We start from the raw sequence: 15,961 nt of genomic DNA, 5'->3' as shown, positions 1-15,961 counted from the left end.
CGTTCGAGGCTTACACACCGCCATCCTGACCGGTGTTTTCCATCTGTTGCATATCCTCAAGGGAAATTTCTTCAGCTGTATCCAGCACTTCCTGTGGAACTTTGATATCGCCGACCTCATCGAAGTTCGAGAGGGTAGAATCCATGTTCTGGATGCTCGAGACTTTTTCCCCTTCGATATCCATTTCCATATCCATCATCATCACGATTTTCGTTTGGTAGAAGGTCTGTTTGTCTATATGAAGTTCATAGTCCAACTGATTGATCGACATCATGGACATCATTTCCTCCATCATGCCTCCCATTCCCTCACCCATCATATTGCCGAACGCGGAAATCATATCATTGTATTGCTCACCGGAGCCAGAGAAGTTAAGAATATACACATCCCCCTCTTCGGTCAGTTTCATTTCTTCTGAATAGCCCTTCAGCATCTCAAGCTGCTGGGATGGATCTGCCTGCATGTCAGACAAGGAGCTCAGATCTGAAACAAACTCATCTGGCATCTTAAACCATTGCCCTGCCATCTGGTCAAAGATGAAAAATCCGTCTTCAGTAAAGTAAGATTCCGACTCCATGCCCTCCATCATATTTTCTGCATCTTCCATAGAGGTTACTTGATACATTGCCATAGGATCGAGTGTCATGTCCGTTTTTGTGGAGGTGACCATATTGATTGGTTCTTCCCCTGCCATCGTGATTTGCTGATCTGAAGTCATTTCCATGCTATAGCTCTTTAATGCTGACATTGCTGCTATTGATTTTTGTAGAACATCATCGGCTGTCATGGATCCGTTTTCAGAATCATCCTGCTCTTGTGCATCTGCTTCATTGTTGGCCTCTTTATTGCTGTTACCGTCTTCACCGTTTCCGGTCGTTGAATTTCCACACGCAGCCAACATCAGTACTGCCAGAATTCCAATCATCCACATTTTCAATACTCTCACTAGATCCTCTCCTGTTCCCGTTTACTTTTGTGTCCACCCTACTTCTTACCCTGAAATAGGGTAAATATAACATTTTTTCAATATACCACTATTAGCCGACAGTTTATTTACGCCTTACTTGCCTAAAAGTTTCATCTATTATTTATTTTTCACAGAAAAAAATGACCCTGTTACGATTTCAGGGTCATTTTAACAATACATAATTTAATAGATAACGTTCAGTTTCTGATTTCCACAAATCTATTTGATGGTCTCTTATTTTCATACTCAGCAATCCGATCGGCATACATCTCCGTCAAGCCGATATCATCAAGACCTTTTAGCAACAACTTTTTTCGATAAGGATCTGTTTCAAAGGAGTAGGTATTACCTTCACTTGTGGTAAGTTCTTGAAACTCTAAATCTACTGTAAGGTTCATGTTGCCTGTTTCTGCATTATTAAAAAGTTCCTCTACCTGCTCTTCAGATAAACAGATAGGCAATATCCCATTTTTAAAACAGTTATTATAGAAGATATCTGCAAATGACGGGGCAATCACCACTTTGATCCCGTAATCCAATAAGGCCCATGGAGCATGCTCCCTGGAGGATCCGCAGCCAAAATTGTTGCGTGCCATCAGGATGGATGCCCCGGCGTATGCTGCTTGATTCATCACAAAACCTTTATTCGGCTGTCCCTTTTCGTCAAATCTCCAATCGTAGAATAGGAATTGCCCAAAGCCTGTACGTTCAATTCTTTTTAAAAACTGTTTCGGGATGATCTGATCGGTGTCGACATTCGCTTTATCCAAGGGGATGACTTTTCCTGTATGAGTGACAAGTGGCTCCATTACACAACCCCCTCTTTTTCGAACGTTGACTCATTCAAATGAACAAAGCGTCCTTTTATTGCCGCAGCGGCCGCCATGGCAGGACTGACAAGATGCGTGCGGGCACCCCTGCCCTGCCTGCCTTCAAAATTCCTGTTAGAGGTGGAGGCACAACGTTTTCCGGCTGGAACAACATCCGGATTCATGCTGAGACACATACTGCATCCTGCTTCTCTCCACTCAAATCCTGCACTTAAAAACACTTCATGTAAGCCTTCTGCCTCGGCTTGCAATTTAACCTTTTTAGACCCTGGAACCACCAGTGCTGTCACGTTTGGAGAAACCTTTCTTCCATTGACAACTTCAGCTGCCTGGCGCAGGTCTTCTATACGTGAATTGGTGCATGAGCCTATAAATACATAATCTATCGTGATATCTGTTATTTTCATTCCAGGCTGCAAGCCCATATATTCAATTGCCTGTGCAACAGATTTTTTCTCTGTTTCATTTTGTATGTCAGCAGGATTTGGCACCAACCCACTGATAGACGTCCCCATCGAAGGATTGGTCCCCCATGTCACCTGTGGTTCCAGGTTGGTGATATCGAATTCAATCACTTTATCATACACTGCACCTGCATCAGACCTTAAATTGAACCATTCCACCTCGGCACGGTCCCGTTCTTCCCCGACAGGTGCATATTTTCTTCCTTTCAGATAGGAGAAGGTTGTTTCATCCGGGGCAACAAGACCTGCCCGTGCGCCAGCTTCAATTGCCATATTGCATAATGTCATCCTTTCCTCCATGCTCATGTCTTCGATGACTTTTCCTGTAAATTCGAGGACGTATCCTGTTCCGAAAGACGTCCCGTATTTTGCGATTACAGCCAGGATAATATCTTTTGCTGCAACCCCTAGTGGCCGGAGTCCTTGGAAATCGATCTTCAACGTCTTCGGTTTGGATTGCCATAGGCATTGCGTTGCAAGGACATGCTCCACTTCGCTTGTGCCGATTCCAAAAGCCAATGCACCGAATGCCCCATGTGTAGAGGTATGGCTATCACCGCAAACAATCGTTTTCCCGGGAAGGGTCAGACCCAATTCGGGGCCGATTACATGGACAATCCCCTGATCGGCACTTTTCAGGTCAGCCAATCGGATCCCGAATTCCTTGCAGTTTTTTTCTAAAGTACTCATCTGTTTCGCAGCAATCTCATCCTTAACATCAAAAGGATCAATCGTCGGCACATTATGGTCCATGGTGGCAAAAGTCAGTTCCGGCTGCCTGACCTTTCTGCCGTTCAATCGTAATCCTTCAAATGCCTGAGGAGATGTTACCTCATGCACGAGATGCAGATCAATATATATTAAGTTGGGCTTATTATCTTCTTTCACGACCGTATGCTGGTCCCAAATCTTTTCGAATAATGTTCTCGGCTGCATGTCACTCACCTTCCGCATTATATTCTCATTTCTTCAATCAGCTAATGATGGGTGCCTTCAGATTGCCTCTCACCACTTCCCCCATTTGCGTGGTACTCAGCACCCTCTCCCATTCCCCGCCTATGTCATGCGTCCGAAATCCCTGTTCGAGGGCTTGTTCCACGGCTTTTTCCACCGCATACGCTTCCTCTGAGAGTCCCAGTGAATGCCTTAAAAGCAAGGCTGCCGATAATATGGTGGCAAGTGGATTGGCCACATCCTTTCCTGCAATATCAGGTGCCGAACCATGAATAGGTTCATAAAGACCCGGACCTTCCACTCCCAGACTTGCTGAGGGCAGCATGCCAAGTGACCCTGTCAGCATCGATGCTTCGTCGCTCAAGATGTCACCAAACATGTTTTCCGTCACAATGACATCAAATTGCCTTGGATTGCGGATCAGTTGCATCGCTGCATTATCGACAAGCATATGTGTCAGGGCGACGTCCGGATAATCACAGGAAACCCGGTTCGCCACTTCCCTCCAGAGCCTGCTGCTTTCCAATACATTCGCTTTATCCACAGAAGTGAGCTTCCTTTTACGGGTTTGTGCCAGTTCAAAGCCTTTCCGGATTATGCGTTCCATTTCCGCTTCCGTATAAAAGAGTGTATCTATCACTTCCACTCCCTTTTCCCCGACTCTTCGCTCTCTCGGAGACCCGAAGTAGATTCCGCCAGTAAGCTCACGGACTATCAAGATATCAGTGTCCAGGACTACCTCCCTTTTGAGGGGGGAGCTGTGGATCAAGGAGGAAAATAGGGTAACAGGTCGCAGGTTGGCATATAGCTGTAAAGCTTTCCTGATGCCAAGCAATCCGGTCTCCGGCTTTAGTTCCGGTGATTCATTGTCCCACTTCGGACCACCAACCGCTCCCAAAAGAACTGCATCACTTTCCTTACAAATTTCAACCGTTTTTTCAGGAAGAGGAGTTCCCGCTTCATCCACGGCAACTCCTCCTATTTTCCCATACACAAATTCAAACTGATGATTATATTGATTTCCGATTTCTTCAAGTAACTGGACTGCTTCCTTGACCACATCAGGACCGATTCCGTCACCAGGTAACACGGCAATTTTATAGTTGCTCAACTGACCTCCACTCCTTTGGCTGAATACCTTGCAAACTTTTCTTTGATGGAGAGCCGGTTCACTGCATCCAAATATGCTTTTGCGGATGCTTCCAACACATCATGTTCGATGCCTCTCCCGCTGCTCACTTCGCCATCACATTTTATTTTCACGTATACTTCAGCGAGGGCATCGCTGCCATATGTTGTAGATTGGATCCGGTAATCCAGTAAGGATATATCTTTTTGAAGGATTCTGGAAATCGTGTTATAGACCGATTCGACGCTCCCTTTTCCGGTAGCCGATTCCTGCAGGACTTCTCCTTCTTCCGTCTGGATGACAATGGTGGTGGTAGGAATGATATTCGAACCATAGGAGATCTGCAGGGTTTCCATTCGATAGTGCGGAAACAAGCCCTTTACTGAAGAATCCATCATAAGGGCGAATATGTCGTCCTCTGTGACTTCTTTCTTTTTTAACGTCAGATCCTTGAACGCCTTGAATAGTTTCTTGCCTTCTTCTTCATTTAAATAGAGACCAAGTTCCTCGCACCTTTGCTTGAAGGCATGGCTTCCGGAGTGTTTACCTAAGACCATCTTGTTTGAGTGGAGACCTACCATCTCAGGATTGATCACTTCATAGGTACTCTTGTTTTTCAAGACTCCATCCTGGTGGATTCCGGATTCATGAGCGAATGCATTGGCCCCCACTACCGCTTTATTTTGCGGAACAATCATTCCTGTAAGTTTACTGACAAGATTACTTGTTCTGACTGTCTGGGTCAGATCTATATTCGTTTCCACTCTGTAGACATCTTTTCTGATTTGCAGTGCAACGATGATTTCCTCCAGGGAAGCGTTGCCGGCCCTCTCTCCGATCCCATTTATGGTCCCTTCGATCTGATCGACACCACTTTGAATGGCAGATAAGGAGTTGGAGACGGCCATCCCCAGGTCATCATGGCAATGAGCCGAGAGTTTCACTTTACTGATGTTGGGAACATGATCTTTAATGTATGTGATTAACTGAGCATATTCAACTGGAGTTGTATAGCCAACCGTGTCCGGAAGATTGATGACAGTCGCCCCTGCATCAATGACCTTTTCAATGATATGTGCCAAAAATGGCCATTCACTCCTCGTTGCATCCTCTGCCGACCATTGCACATGTGAAAAAAATCGGGAAGCATATTCCACTGCCTGAACAGCTGCTTCCACCACTTCCTTCGGCTTTTTCTTCAGCTTATATTCCATATGAATGGGGGACGTTGCCAGGAAAACATGTATCCCAGGTTTAGCTGCATCTTTCACTGCTTCATAGACTGCATCAATATCAGACTTTACTGCCCTTGCCAGTCCAACCACTGTAGCTTTCTTTATTGTTCTGGCTATTCTCTGGACAGCCTGGAAATCCCCATAGGAGGAAGCAGGAAAACCTGCCTCCATCACATCTACGCCATACCTTTCCAATTGAAGGGCGATCTCAAGCTTTTCATGGGGATGAAGATTCACTCCTGCTGACTGTTCCCCGTCCCTTAATGTGGTATCAAAAATGTCAACCTTTCGCACTGCCGACCACTCCCTTCTTCTTCGATTGGATGAATGGCATCTTAGCGCGGAGCTCCCTTCCTACCACTTCGAGTGGGTGATGTTTTTCCTGTTCATTGATTGCGTGGAACATCGGACGGTTTGCCTGGTTCTCGAGCACCCAGCCTTTTGCGAACTGACCGGATTGGATTTCGGATAGGATCTTTCTCATTTCTTCTTTTGTCCCATCATTTACTACACGGGGCCCTGCTGTAAAGTCGCCCCATTGAGCAGTGTCTGAGATGCTGTATCTCATGCCTTCCAAACCGGACTCATATAATAGATCCACGATCAACTTCAGCTCGTGCAAACACTCAAAATATGCGACTTCCGGCTGGTATCCCGCTTCCACGAGTGTCTCGAAACCTGCTTTCACGAGCGCAGTCGTCCCGCCGCAAAGTACAGCCTGTTCACCGAATAGGTCTGTTTCCGTTTCTTCCTTAAACGTCGTTTCCATGACTGCCGCTCTGCCGGCTCCAACCGCTTTGCTATATGCCAATGCAACTTCCTTTGCTTCACCTGATGCATCCTGATGGACCGCAAAAAGGGCTGGTACTCCTCCACCTTCTTCAAAAACACGTCTTACCAGATGGCCCGGTCCCTTAGGTGCGACCAAGAATACATCGACATCATTCGGCGGTACAACCTGATGGAAATGGACATTGAACCCATGTGCAAATGCCAACGCCTTTCCTGCAGTCAGGTGTGGCTCGATTTCCTGTTTGAACACTTCCGGCTGCCTTTCATCCGGGAGCAGGACCATCACGACATCCGCCTTAGCCACTGCCTCGGCTACAGAAGATACTTGAAAACCATCCTCCTGGGCCTTTTGCCAGGATCCCCCGGGTCGGACACCCACTACCACTTCCACTCCGCTGTCCCTTAGATTCTGGGCATGTGCATGACCTTGGGAACCATACCCCACCACTGCTACTGTTTTCCCGTTTAATGCCGTTTGTGAAATGTCATCGTTATAATACATTTTAGCTGTCATCTTACTTCCTCCTTTTTTGTAAAATTCAGTTAATTAGAAAGAGCAATCTGCTCGGAAATGTCTGTAATTTGAATAACATCGATCTGCTTATCCAGCTGGAGTTTTATCCTTTCGACTTCCTGCTCCTCCACCACATTGACGACAATGGTCATAAGGGAGATGGAAGACTCATTGACAGGTGCAACCGCCAGGCTTTCAATATTCAATCCTTTTCGTAAAAAGAGGTTGGTCAATCTGTTCAATACGCCAAGTTGATTGTTTACAAGCAGTGAGAGCGTCCGCTTCATGGCTTCACACCTTCCATTTGTTGAATTCCTTTTCCAGGGGCAATCATCGGATAGACGTTTTCCGCCTGTGTCACCCGGCAGTCCAAGAGATAAGGTTCGTCCGTTGCAAGTGCTTCTGTAAAAGCCGCCCGGAACTCCTCTTCGTTCTCTACTACGGCCGCTTTGATTCCAAAAGCATCCGATAGTTTTACATAATCCGGCTGATTTGGCAAAAGGGATTCTGAATATCTTTCCTGATAGAAAAGTTGCTGCCACTGGCGTACCATTCCCATCGATTGATTATTGACAAGCACCACTTTAACCGGGAGCTTATATTCCTTCAAAACTGCCAGCTCCTGAAGAGTCATCTGGAATCCTGCATCCCCAAGGACTGCTATGACTGCTGCATCCTTATCGGCTACTTGGGCACCAATTGCCGCTGGCAAGCCAAATCCCATCGTCCCCAACCCGCCGGAAGTCACCCATTTGTCGGGCTGTGTGAAACCATGGAACTGTGCAGTCCACATTTGATGCTGTCCTACATCAGTTGTGATGATTGCTTCCCCTTTGGATAACTCATGTACCAGTTCCAATAATCGCTGAGGTTTGAATGTCGCTCCATCTTCCACATACCATAGTGGAAATTCTTCCTTTGATTGAAGCAAGCGTTCCAACCATTCCCCTTTATCACCAGTTTCCAATGCTTCATTCAATAAGAGTTTAAGAGATTTTGAGGCATCCCCTACTACCGGATAATCTGTCGGGACATTTTTTCCGATTTCCGATGGATCGATATCAAAATGGACCACTTTTGCAAACTTGGCAAACTCCTGCAGGTTGCCTGTCAGCCTGTCGTCAAATCTTGCCCCGATATTGATGATCAGATCGGCTTCATATAGAGCCATATTAGCCGTATAGGTTCCATGCATCCCTGCCATTCCGAGGAAAAGCGGATGATTGTGCGGGAAACTTCCCAGTCCGAGCAAGGTATTGGCCACAGGAATGGTCGTTTTGGCAACCAGTTCTTTTAGCAGATTGCTTGCTTTACTGTGGAGAACTCCTGCGCCGGCAAGAATGACAGGCTTGTTGGCTTTTTGGATGGCCTGCGCCACCTTTTTGATCGCGTCGGGATCTGGATCTGTCTGTAATTTGTATCCAGGCAGATGGACCTGTTTGGAATAATCATAGATTCCCGAGGTAGCAGTTATGTCTTTTGGGACGTCGATCAGCACCGGTCCAGGCCTGCCAGTTGATGCAATATGGAAAGCTTCCTTAAAGATTCGAGGCAATTCCTTTACATCCTGGACCTGGAAATTATGTTTGGTGATCGGCATGGAAATCCCAAGAATCGGTGCCTCCTGGAAAGCATCCGATCCAAGAACCTGGGAATTGACCTGACCCGTAATGACTACAAGCGGCAACGAATCTATCATTGCATCCGCAAGGCCAGTTACGATATTCGTGGCGCCTGGGCCAGAGGTTGCGATCACAACCCCGGGCTTGCCTGTAATGCGGGCATATCCTTCTGCTGCATGTATCGCTCCCTGCTCATGCCTTGTCAAAAGATGAGGAATGCCTCCATCATATAATGCGTCATAAATATTAAGCACTGCACCCCCAGGATAGCCGAAGATCACCTCCACCTTCTCTTCCTTCAAGGCCTCCACTATCATGCGGGATCCTGTCAGTATCTTTTGCGCAACCTTTGTGCCAGTAGTTTCTGCTGTACTCATTTGTTCTCCACCTCCTTATTTTTATACTTTCAATACACCGCCTGTATTGGCAGAAGTGACGAGTGCTGCATATCTTGCCAAATATCCGCTTTTCACTTTCGGCTCAGGAGGCTGCCAATTGCTTTTTCGGGCTGCCAGCTCTTCTTTTTCCACAAGCAGGTAAATGGTGCGTTTCTCTAAATCTATCTGAATGGTATCCCCATTCTCTACAAATGCAATGGGTCCTCCTTCTGCAGCTTCGGGAGAAATGTGACCAATAGATATCCCCCTTGTAGCTCCTGAAAACCTTCCATCCGTGATCAATGCTACCTTTGTTGATAGTCCTCTGCCGGCAATGGATGATGTCGGTGCCAGCATCTCGGGCATTCCCGGCCCGCCTTTTGGCCCCTCATAACGGATGACTACGACATGCCCTTCCCTGACCTGGCCACTATCGATTCCCTTTTGTGCCTCTTCCTGGGATTCATAGATGATCGCTTCCCCGGTAAAGGTCTTGATGGAAGGATCCACTGCTCCAACCTTGATTACCCCTCCATTTGGGGCCAAATTCCCAAATAGTATGCTAAGCCCGCCAACCGGACTGTATGGATTGTCTTTCCTTCTGATCACCCTGTCATTGACTATCTGGGCATGGTCGACTACTTCCTGGATGCTTTGTCCTGAAATCGTCAAGCGCCCTGGATGGATGGCTCCTTCAATCTGGCAAAGCTCCTTGATGATGGCACTGACCCCGCCTGCTTCATGGACGTCTTCCATGCTATAGTCTGAAGCGGGACTGACTTTGCAAAGGTAAGGCACTCGCTCTGCGATTTTATTGATGTCTTCGAGCCTATAATCAATCCCAGCCTCATGGGCAATGGCAAGTGTATGTAGGACAGTATTCGTTGAGCCCCCCATTGCCATATCCAAAGCAAAAGCATCATCGATTGCTTCTTTTGTAATAATGTCGCGCGGCCTCACATCTTCTTCGATTTGTCTCATCAGGTGCTTGGCAGCATCCCTGATCAGCTCGTGTCTGCCTTCTGAAGTGGCGACCATGGTACCGTTCCCAGGGAGTGCCACTCCCAGCATTTCCATCAAGGTATTCATCGAATTTGCCGTAAACATCCCTGAGCAGGAGCCACAGGTCGGACATGCGCTTGATTCGATTTCCAGAAGCTCTTCACGGCTCATTTTACCGGAAAGCACGCTTCCGACCCCTTCAAATACAGACACAAGGGACAATGGGGCACCATCCTTTGTCCGGCCAGCCTCCATCGGACCTCCGGATACGAAAACGGCCGGTACATTGGTTCTCGCTGCCGCCATCAGCATTCCAGGAGTGATTTTGTCACAGTTGGGAATATAGAATACCCCATCAAACCAGTGGGCATTGATTACCGTTTCTGCAGAATCTGCAATCAACTCCCTGCTCGGAAGCGAGTAACGCATTCCGATATGCCCCATCGCGATTCCGTCATCCACTCCGATAGTATTAAATTCAAAAGGCACCCCTCCGGCATCCCGGATCGCCTCTTTCACCACTTCTGCAAATTTATTCAAGTGCATATGTCCCGGGATGATATCCACATAGGAATTGCAAACGCCGATGAACGGCTTATCCATATCTTCATCCTTCACTCCTGCCGCCCGCAGCAAGCTGCGGTGCGGGGCACGGTCGATTCCTCTTTTGATAGTGTTACTTCTCATGGTAGTCGATTACCTCCTTCATTGCTGCTTTGTAAGATTGGGGTCAGGCCCCTCTTTAGTGATTCAGCGCTTCACCTAACAAAACGCCTCCGCTGATTTCCCATCCAACCTGGTTTTTTTCCGGATATACTTTCAGTCCATCTTCCACTACTAGTTTCCGGAAATGATTTAGTAGATTGTGTGTTTCTTTTCCCGGTTTTCCATCTGCAATCATCCGGGCGTCCAGGCTCACTACAGGAATGACCTCCGCTGCAGTACCTGTCAGGAATACTTCGTCAGCCACATATACGTCATGTCTTGTGAACGGCTCCTCGCGAACATCATAGCCAAGGTCCCTCGCTAGGTCGATGATGGCGTTTCGGGTGATTCCCTCCAGCGCTCCCACATAGCTTGGTGGAGTCAGAAGCTTTTTCCCTTTCACGATAAAGATGTTCTGTCCTGATCCCTCTGCAACATAGCCTTCCGTATTCAAGGTCAGGGCTTCATTCGCGCCTGCCATGTTGGCTTCTGCTTTTACCATGATGTTATTTAAATAATTGAGGGATTTCACTTTTGGACTCAGGATATCAGGTCGGTTACGTCTGGTTGGGACGGTAACCATGCTGATACCAACGTCATACAGTTCTTTTGGGAATAATGCCAACTGTTCGGCAATGACAATCAGATTTGGAGTTTTGCATTTTGTGGGATCTAAACCGAGATCGCCGACTCCCCTGGAAACGACCAATCGAATGTAGGCTGTGTCATACAGCTTGTTCTTCCTCAGGGTCTCGACGATAATATCCTCTAGCTCAGACATGGTATAGGGGATGTTTAAGAGAATGGATCTTGCAGAGTCATAAAGTCTTTCAAGATGTTCACGAAGGCGGAAAACATTTCCGTCGTACATTCGGATTCCTTCAAAGATACCATCTCCATATAGGAACCCGTGATCATATACAGATACAACTGCCTTCTCTTTTTCTACTAATTGGCCATTCATATAGATGTATCTACACATAGCTAATCTCCTCTTTCTTTGTTTTATTATTGGAATATTCTGATAAATAAATGTTAAAAAGTTGCCCCTTAGACAGGTTGAATAAACGTTGTGCGTCAATCAGAACCTATCCGTAGAGGCTTTTTTCCTCACGGTGTACACCATCGTACAAGATGATGCTGGTATCGCTTGGACCAGTCATGCCTCAAGAAATCCAGTTGTAAAAACGAGATATTGTTTCGTTTTTTTACCACTTTATTTTCCTGAAAACACCGGAACCCTAGATACCCTCCTGATAAGGGAATTGTTATATCCTTACTCAATGTTTGTTTGAGTTGTTGTTATTTTAATACCGTCCATACACTAGGTCAACACCTAAATTCAGATAATTCTAATTTTACTGACTATTTTAAAGCGCTTTCATTTTTGTCCCATCAACAAAGAAAACGGTTACAAAAACCTTGTAAAAAAAATTTACATACCCTCTTTTTCTTGTGTATAAACAGAAAAAAGAACGGGATATCCCGTCCTTTTCATTCCCCCGTTCAAATTATATCAATAAATTAAATAGCTGCTTATCCTTATTGATTTCCAGATAAGTGAAACCTTTCTTTTTCATCCGTTCGATCAGGGAGAAATAATCTTGTGGCACCCTGAGCTCCACCCCAACGAGAACAGGACCTTTGTCCCTGTTATTCTTTTTTGTATATTCAAAACGGGTAATATCATCTGTCTCTCCAAGGACGTCCTCCATGAATTCACGCAACGCACCCGCCCTTTGAGGGAAATTGACGATAAAATAGTGCTTCAATCCCTCATAGATAAGGGATCGCTCCTTCATTTCCTGCATCCGATCCAAGTCATTGTTCCCTCCGCTCACCACACAGACAACCGCCTTTCCCCTGATTTCCTCTTTGTAGAAATCAAGTGCGGCAATTGAAAGGGCTCCGGCTGGTTCTGCTATGATCGCATTTTCGTTATATAGGTTAAGGATCGTGGTACATACCTTCCCTTCCGGAACAAGGATGATATCATCCACAATTTCTTTTGCCATTTCAAAAGAGAGCTGCCCTACCTGTTTTACTGCAGCACCGTCCACAAAGCTGTCAATTTCCTCTAGGATGACCACTTCATTCATGGTGATGGATTGTTTCATTCCGGGCGCACCCATCGGTTCTACCCCGATGATTTTTGTTTGGGGGGCAACACTTTTAAAATAGGATCCAACTCCGGATACCAAGCCGCCACCCCCGATCCCCATGAACACATGGGAACATTCCTCGTCAAGCTGCTCCATCACTTCCAGACCAACCGTTCCTTGTCCGGTTATGGTGAGAGGGTCATCAAATGGATGCACGAATTTCATGCCTTCCCGTTCACAGACCTCCCAGGCTTTTTGGTAGGAGTCATCATATGTGTCCCCAGTCAGGACGACTTCCGTAAACTCACCGCCAAAAAACTCAACCCGTGAAACCTTTTGCCGCGGTGTGGTTGTCGGCATATAGATTTTCCCCTTGATGCCAAGCTTTTTACATGCATAAGCCACACCTTGTGCATGATTTCCCGCGCTCGCACAAACAACGCCCCTTGCCCTTTGTTCATCCGTGAGGCTCTGAACAAGATAATAGGCTCCCCTGATTTTAAAAGAACGCACAACCTGAAGATCCTCCCTTTTCAAATAGACCTTGCACTGATAACGCTCGGATAAAATGGGATCCAACTGCAGGGGAGTCCGTACCACAACATCCCGCAACACCTCCCTGGCATGTTCAATACCTTCTACCCGTACCCCATTATGTAGCACTTTCATAACTTGCACTCTCCTTTCAAGCCTATCGGAATATTGTGAATCATTGTACAACAGCTTGAAGGTTGCTGTCACTACCCGAATTTTCAAAATCCACCTTTTGAAACGGCAAAAAAATTTTCGAGCATCCATTCTGACAAGTCGGAACATGTTTTGGTACAATAACACTTATTAAAAAAAGAGGGGTATCATATGCTGAATAGTGGACTTGTATTGGAAGGCGGCGGAATGAGAGGCGTATATACTGCAGGCGTTCTGGAATACTTCATGGAAAAGGATCTTTATTTTCCATATGTGATAGGCGTATCAGCCGGCGCTTGTATGGCAGCCTCTTACCTTTCAAGGCAAAAAGGCCGGAACAGACAAGTGAATATCGATTTCGTGAAAGATCCGCGTTACTTATCCTATCGAAACTATTGGAAGAAGAAACAGCTTTTCGATATGGATTTCGTTTTTGATGAGATTCCCAACAAGCTTGTGCCGTATGATTATGAAACATTCCTGCAAAGAACCGAGCAATTTGTCGTGGTGACAACGGATTGCATGACAGGGGAGCCCATTTATTATCATATGGATGAGCATGGGGAAAACATGCTGCAATTGATCCGTGCATCCAGCTCACTCCCTTTTGTGGCACCAACTGTGGCCTATCAGGATAAATTTTTGCTCGATGGAGGAATCATCGATCCCATCCCCATAAGAAAAGCGCAACTGGATGGTTTCCAAAAGAATGTTGTCATCATGACCAAGCCCGTTGGCTATAAAAAGAAAGCAAGCCGCTTTTCCTCTCTTTTCAAATACAAGCAATATCCGATCATTTCTGAAAAGCTGCAGACTCGTTATCAGCTTTATAACGACACCCTGGACTATATTGAAAAAGAAAAAGATCAAGGTACCACTTTTCTGATCCAACCAAGCAAGACGCTTCAGGTGAGCCGGATTGAAAAGAATCAGCAGAGGCTGATAGACCTATATGAGCTTGGATGGCAGGATGCAAAAAACAATTATGAGCAGCTTCTCGCTTTTATAGAAAAATAAGAGAAACTTGGTGATCGCAATGTCGATGGATTCGGCCCATACACAGGCAGTAGAAGAGCCTGTACTTCAAGAAAGCAAAGTGATCATCTTCTGGAGCATCACCGTCTGGCTGGTGGTCATGAATACAACAATGTTCAATGTTGCACTTCCAAGTGTACTTAAGGAGTTGTCACTTTCCTCTTCCACTGCTTCCTGGATAGTGTCAGGTTATTCAATTGTATTTGCGATTGCAACCTTGACTTATAGCCGGTTATCCGACTTCATCCCTATCAGGCGGCTATTGACTATCGGATTAAGCTTATTGGCGATTTCCTCTATCATTGGATTTATCTCGTCTAATTTTTATATGCTTTTGGCTGCAAGGCTTTTGCAGGCTGGAGGTGCGGGGGCAGTACCTGGCCTTGCAATGGTGCTTGCGGGTAGATATATCCCCATCTCCCGCAGAGGGAAGGCGATGGCTTTCATTTCTTCTGCAGCAAGCTTGGGCTTTGGCCTTGGTCCCGTTATCGGCGGGCTTATTACGCAATATTTAGGATGGCACTACCTTTTCATGGTGACAGGCTTTGTATTGCTCCTACTTCCAATATTCAGGCGGTTATTGCCATATGAGGAGGTACAGAAAGGAAAATTCGATATACTCGGCAGCATCTTGATCGGACTTGGTGTGACAGGCCTTCTCCTCTATCTATCGAGCTTTTCCCTTCCCATTTTAATTGGTAGCATATTGATACTTGGTTGGCTCTGGTTGCATATCCACCGGATTCCAATGCCTTTCATACAACCGGCACTTTTAAAGAACAGGCAATTTACAAAGCTTCTCTTTATCGGGTTCGGCGCTTTTGTCACCCATTTCTCATCACTCTTCCTGATGCCGATCATGCTTTCGGTCCTTTTTGAAAAAGAGCCGGCCACCATCGGATTATTAATATTCCCAGGTGCAATCCTGTCAGCAATTGCGGCTCAATTCATAGGGAGATTGATCGATCGATTCGGGAATATACCGCTGATATTGTTTGGTGAGGGATTTTTGATTGTTGCAACAGTGTCCTTTGCGTTTTTCGGGGGACTGTCTCCTTACGCCATTTTATTTACCTATATGTTCATGAGCACCGGATTTTCGGCATTGACCTCAAGCATTTCCAATGAAATCTCGAGGATCCTCGACAAAAAGCAACTTGGTGCAGGAATGGGTATCGCCCAGCTTGTCCAGTTTTTCGGAGGGGCATTCGGGGTCGCATTAACCGGGCTGCTTCTAGTATGGCAATCCGGTATATCGGTGGATGCAGCATACCGCAACATCTTCATTGGACTGACCGTCCTATTATCGGCTACCCTTGCTGTATTTTGGCACTATAGGAAAAGCAAAGGTATTTAATGGAAAAGGTAACTTGTTTGAAAAGCCATTAGCATGAGGCTAGTGGCCTTTCTATTAGGGAGAATGTGATAGAAAGACCTTAGCTTAGTATGCTGCTATTGGCCTTTTCATTGGAGGAATCGTTTATAAAAGCCATTAGCACGCCGCTATTGGCTTTTTCATTGGAGGAATCGTTCAAAAAAGCCATTA

General features: G+C 46.1%; 13 protein-coding genes. 2 read left to right on the top strand and 11 right to left on the bottom strand.

The features are described 5' to 3' along the window. Positions 1-10: 10 nt before the first annotated feature. The 11 genes from JOC95_RS19490 to ilvA form a co-directional block, all read right to left on the bottom strand. Entirely contained in the window at positions 11-946 is a 936-nt protein-coding gene (locus tag JOC95_RS19490) for a DUF6612 family protein (protein ID WP_204419427.1), read from the bottom strand. Positions 947-1,164: 218 nt separating this feature from the next. Further along, on the bottom strand, positions 1,165-1,776 hold the full coding sequence (gene leuD, locus JOC95_RS19485) for a 3-isopropylmalate dehydratase small subunit (RefSeq protein WP_204419425.1): 612 nt from the start codon (positions 1,774-1,776) through the stop codon (positions 1,165-1,167). Beyond that, complete coding sequence (leuC, locus tag JOC95_RS19480; RefSeq protein ID WP_204419423.1) at positions 1,776-3,197, bottom strand: 3-isopropylmalate dehydratase large subunit; 1,422 nt, start codon at positions 3,195-3,197, stop codon at positions 1,776-1,778. Before leuC ends, leuD begins: the two co-directional genes overlap by 1 nt. Positions 3,198-3,234: 37 nt before the next feature. Beyond that, entirely contained in the window at positions 3,235-4,326 is a 1,092-nt protein-coding gene (leuB, locus tag JOC95_RS19475; protein ID WP_204419421.1) for a 3-isopropylmalate dehydrogenase, read from the bottom strand. Continuing rightward, entirely contained in the window at positions 4,323-5,873 is a 1,551-nt protein-coding gene (locus JOC95_RS19470; protein WP_204419419.1) for a 2-isopropylmalate synthase, read from the bottom strand. The genes leuB and JOC95_RS19470 overlap by 4 nt, the downstream gene beginning before the upstream one ends. Next, complete coding sequence (gene ilvC / locus JOC95_RS19465; protein WP_204419417.1) at positions 5,860-6,885, bottom strand: ketol-acid reductoisomerase; 1,026 nt, start codon at positions 6,883-6,885, stop codon at positions 5,860-5,862. The genes JOC95_RS19470 and ilvC overlap by 14 nt, the downstream gene beginning before the upstream one ends. A 29-nt stretch (positions 6,886-6,914) precedes the next feature. Then, positions 6,915-7,172: an acetolactate synthase small subunit gene (gene ilvN, locus JOC95_RS19460; RefSeq protein WP_204419415.1), complete on the bottom strand. Its 258-nt coding sequence runs from the start codon at positions 7,170-7,172 to the stop codon at positions 6,915-6,917. Continuing rightward, complete coding sequence (gene ilvB, locus JOC95_RS19455; RefSeq protein ID WP_204419412.1) at positions 7,169-8,884, bottom strand: biosynthetic-type acetolactate synthase large subunit; 1,716 nt, start codon at positions 8,882-8,884, stop codon at positions 7,169-7,171. Before ilvB ends, ilvN begins: the two co-directional genes overlap by 4 nt. Positions 8,885-8,905: 21 nt before the next feature. Continuing rightward, a complete protein-coding gene (gene ilvD, locus JOC95_RS19450) occupies positions 8,906-10,573 on the bottom strand; it encodes a dihydroxy-acid dehydratase (RefSeq protein WP_204419409.1) in 1,668 nt (555 codons plus the stop codon). Positions 10,574-10,628: 55 nt separating this feature from the next. Further along, on the bottom strand, positions 10,629-11,573 hold the full coding sequence (gene ilvE / locus JOC95_RS19445) for a branched-chain-amino-acid transaminase (RefSeq protein ID WP_204419407.1): 945 nt from the start codon (positions 11,571-11,573) through the stop codon (positions 10,629-10,631). A 529-nt stretch (positions 11,574-12,102) separates the two neighbouring features. Beyond that, the gene (ilvA, locus tag JOC95_RS19440) at positions 12,103-13,362 is read right to left on the bottom strand and encodes a threonine ammonia-lyase IlvA (RefSeq protein WP_204419405.1); all 1,260 of its coding nucleotides are present in this window, start codon (positions 13,360-13,362) and stop codon (positions 12,103-12,105) included. A gap of 189 nt (positions 13,363-13,551) precedes the next feature. Between ilvA and JOC95_RS19435 the strand changes: the two genes are divergently transcribed. Together JOC95_RS19435 and JOC95_RS19430 are read left to right on the top strand one after the other, a co-directional pair. After that, a complete protein-coding gene (locus JOC95_RS19435; protein ID WP_204419403.1) occupies positions 13,552-14,397 on the top strand; it encodes a patatin-like phospholipase family protein in 846 nt (281 codons plus the stop codon). 19 nt (positions 14,398-14,416) lie between these two features. Continuing rightward, positions 14,417-15,772, top strand: coding sequence for an MFS transporter (locus JOC95_RS19430; protein WP_204419555.1), 1,356 nt, complete (start codon positions 14,417-14,419; stop codon positions 15,770-15,772). The last annotated feature ends 189 nt before the right edge of the window (positions 15,773-15,961 follow it).

The organism is Sutcliffiella tianshenii, from assembly GCF_016908565.1.
In the GTDB taxonomy this organism is placed as follows: Bacteria; Bacillota; Bacilli; order Bacillales; family Bacillaceae_I; genus Sutcliffiella_A; species Sutcliffiella_A tianshenii.
Note: the sequence above shows the minus strand (reverse complement) of the source record. Positions and strands in the feature narration are given on the sequence as shown.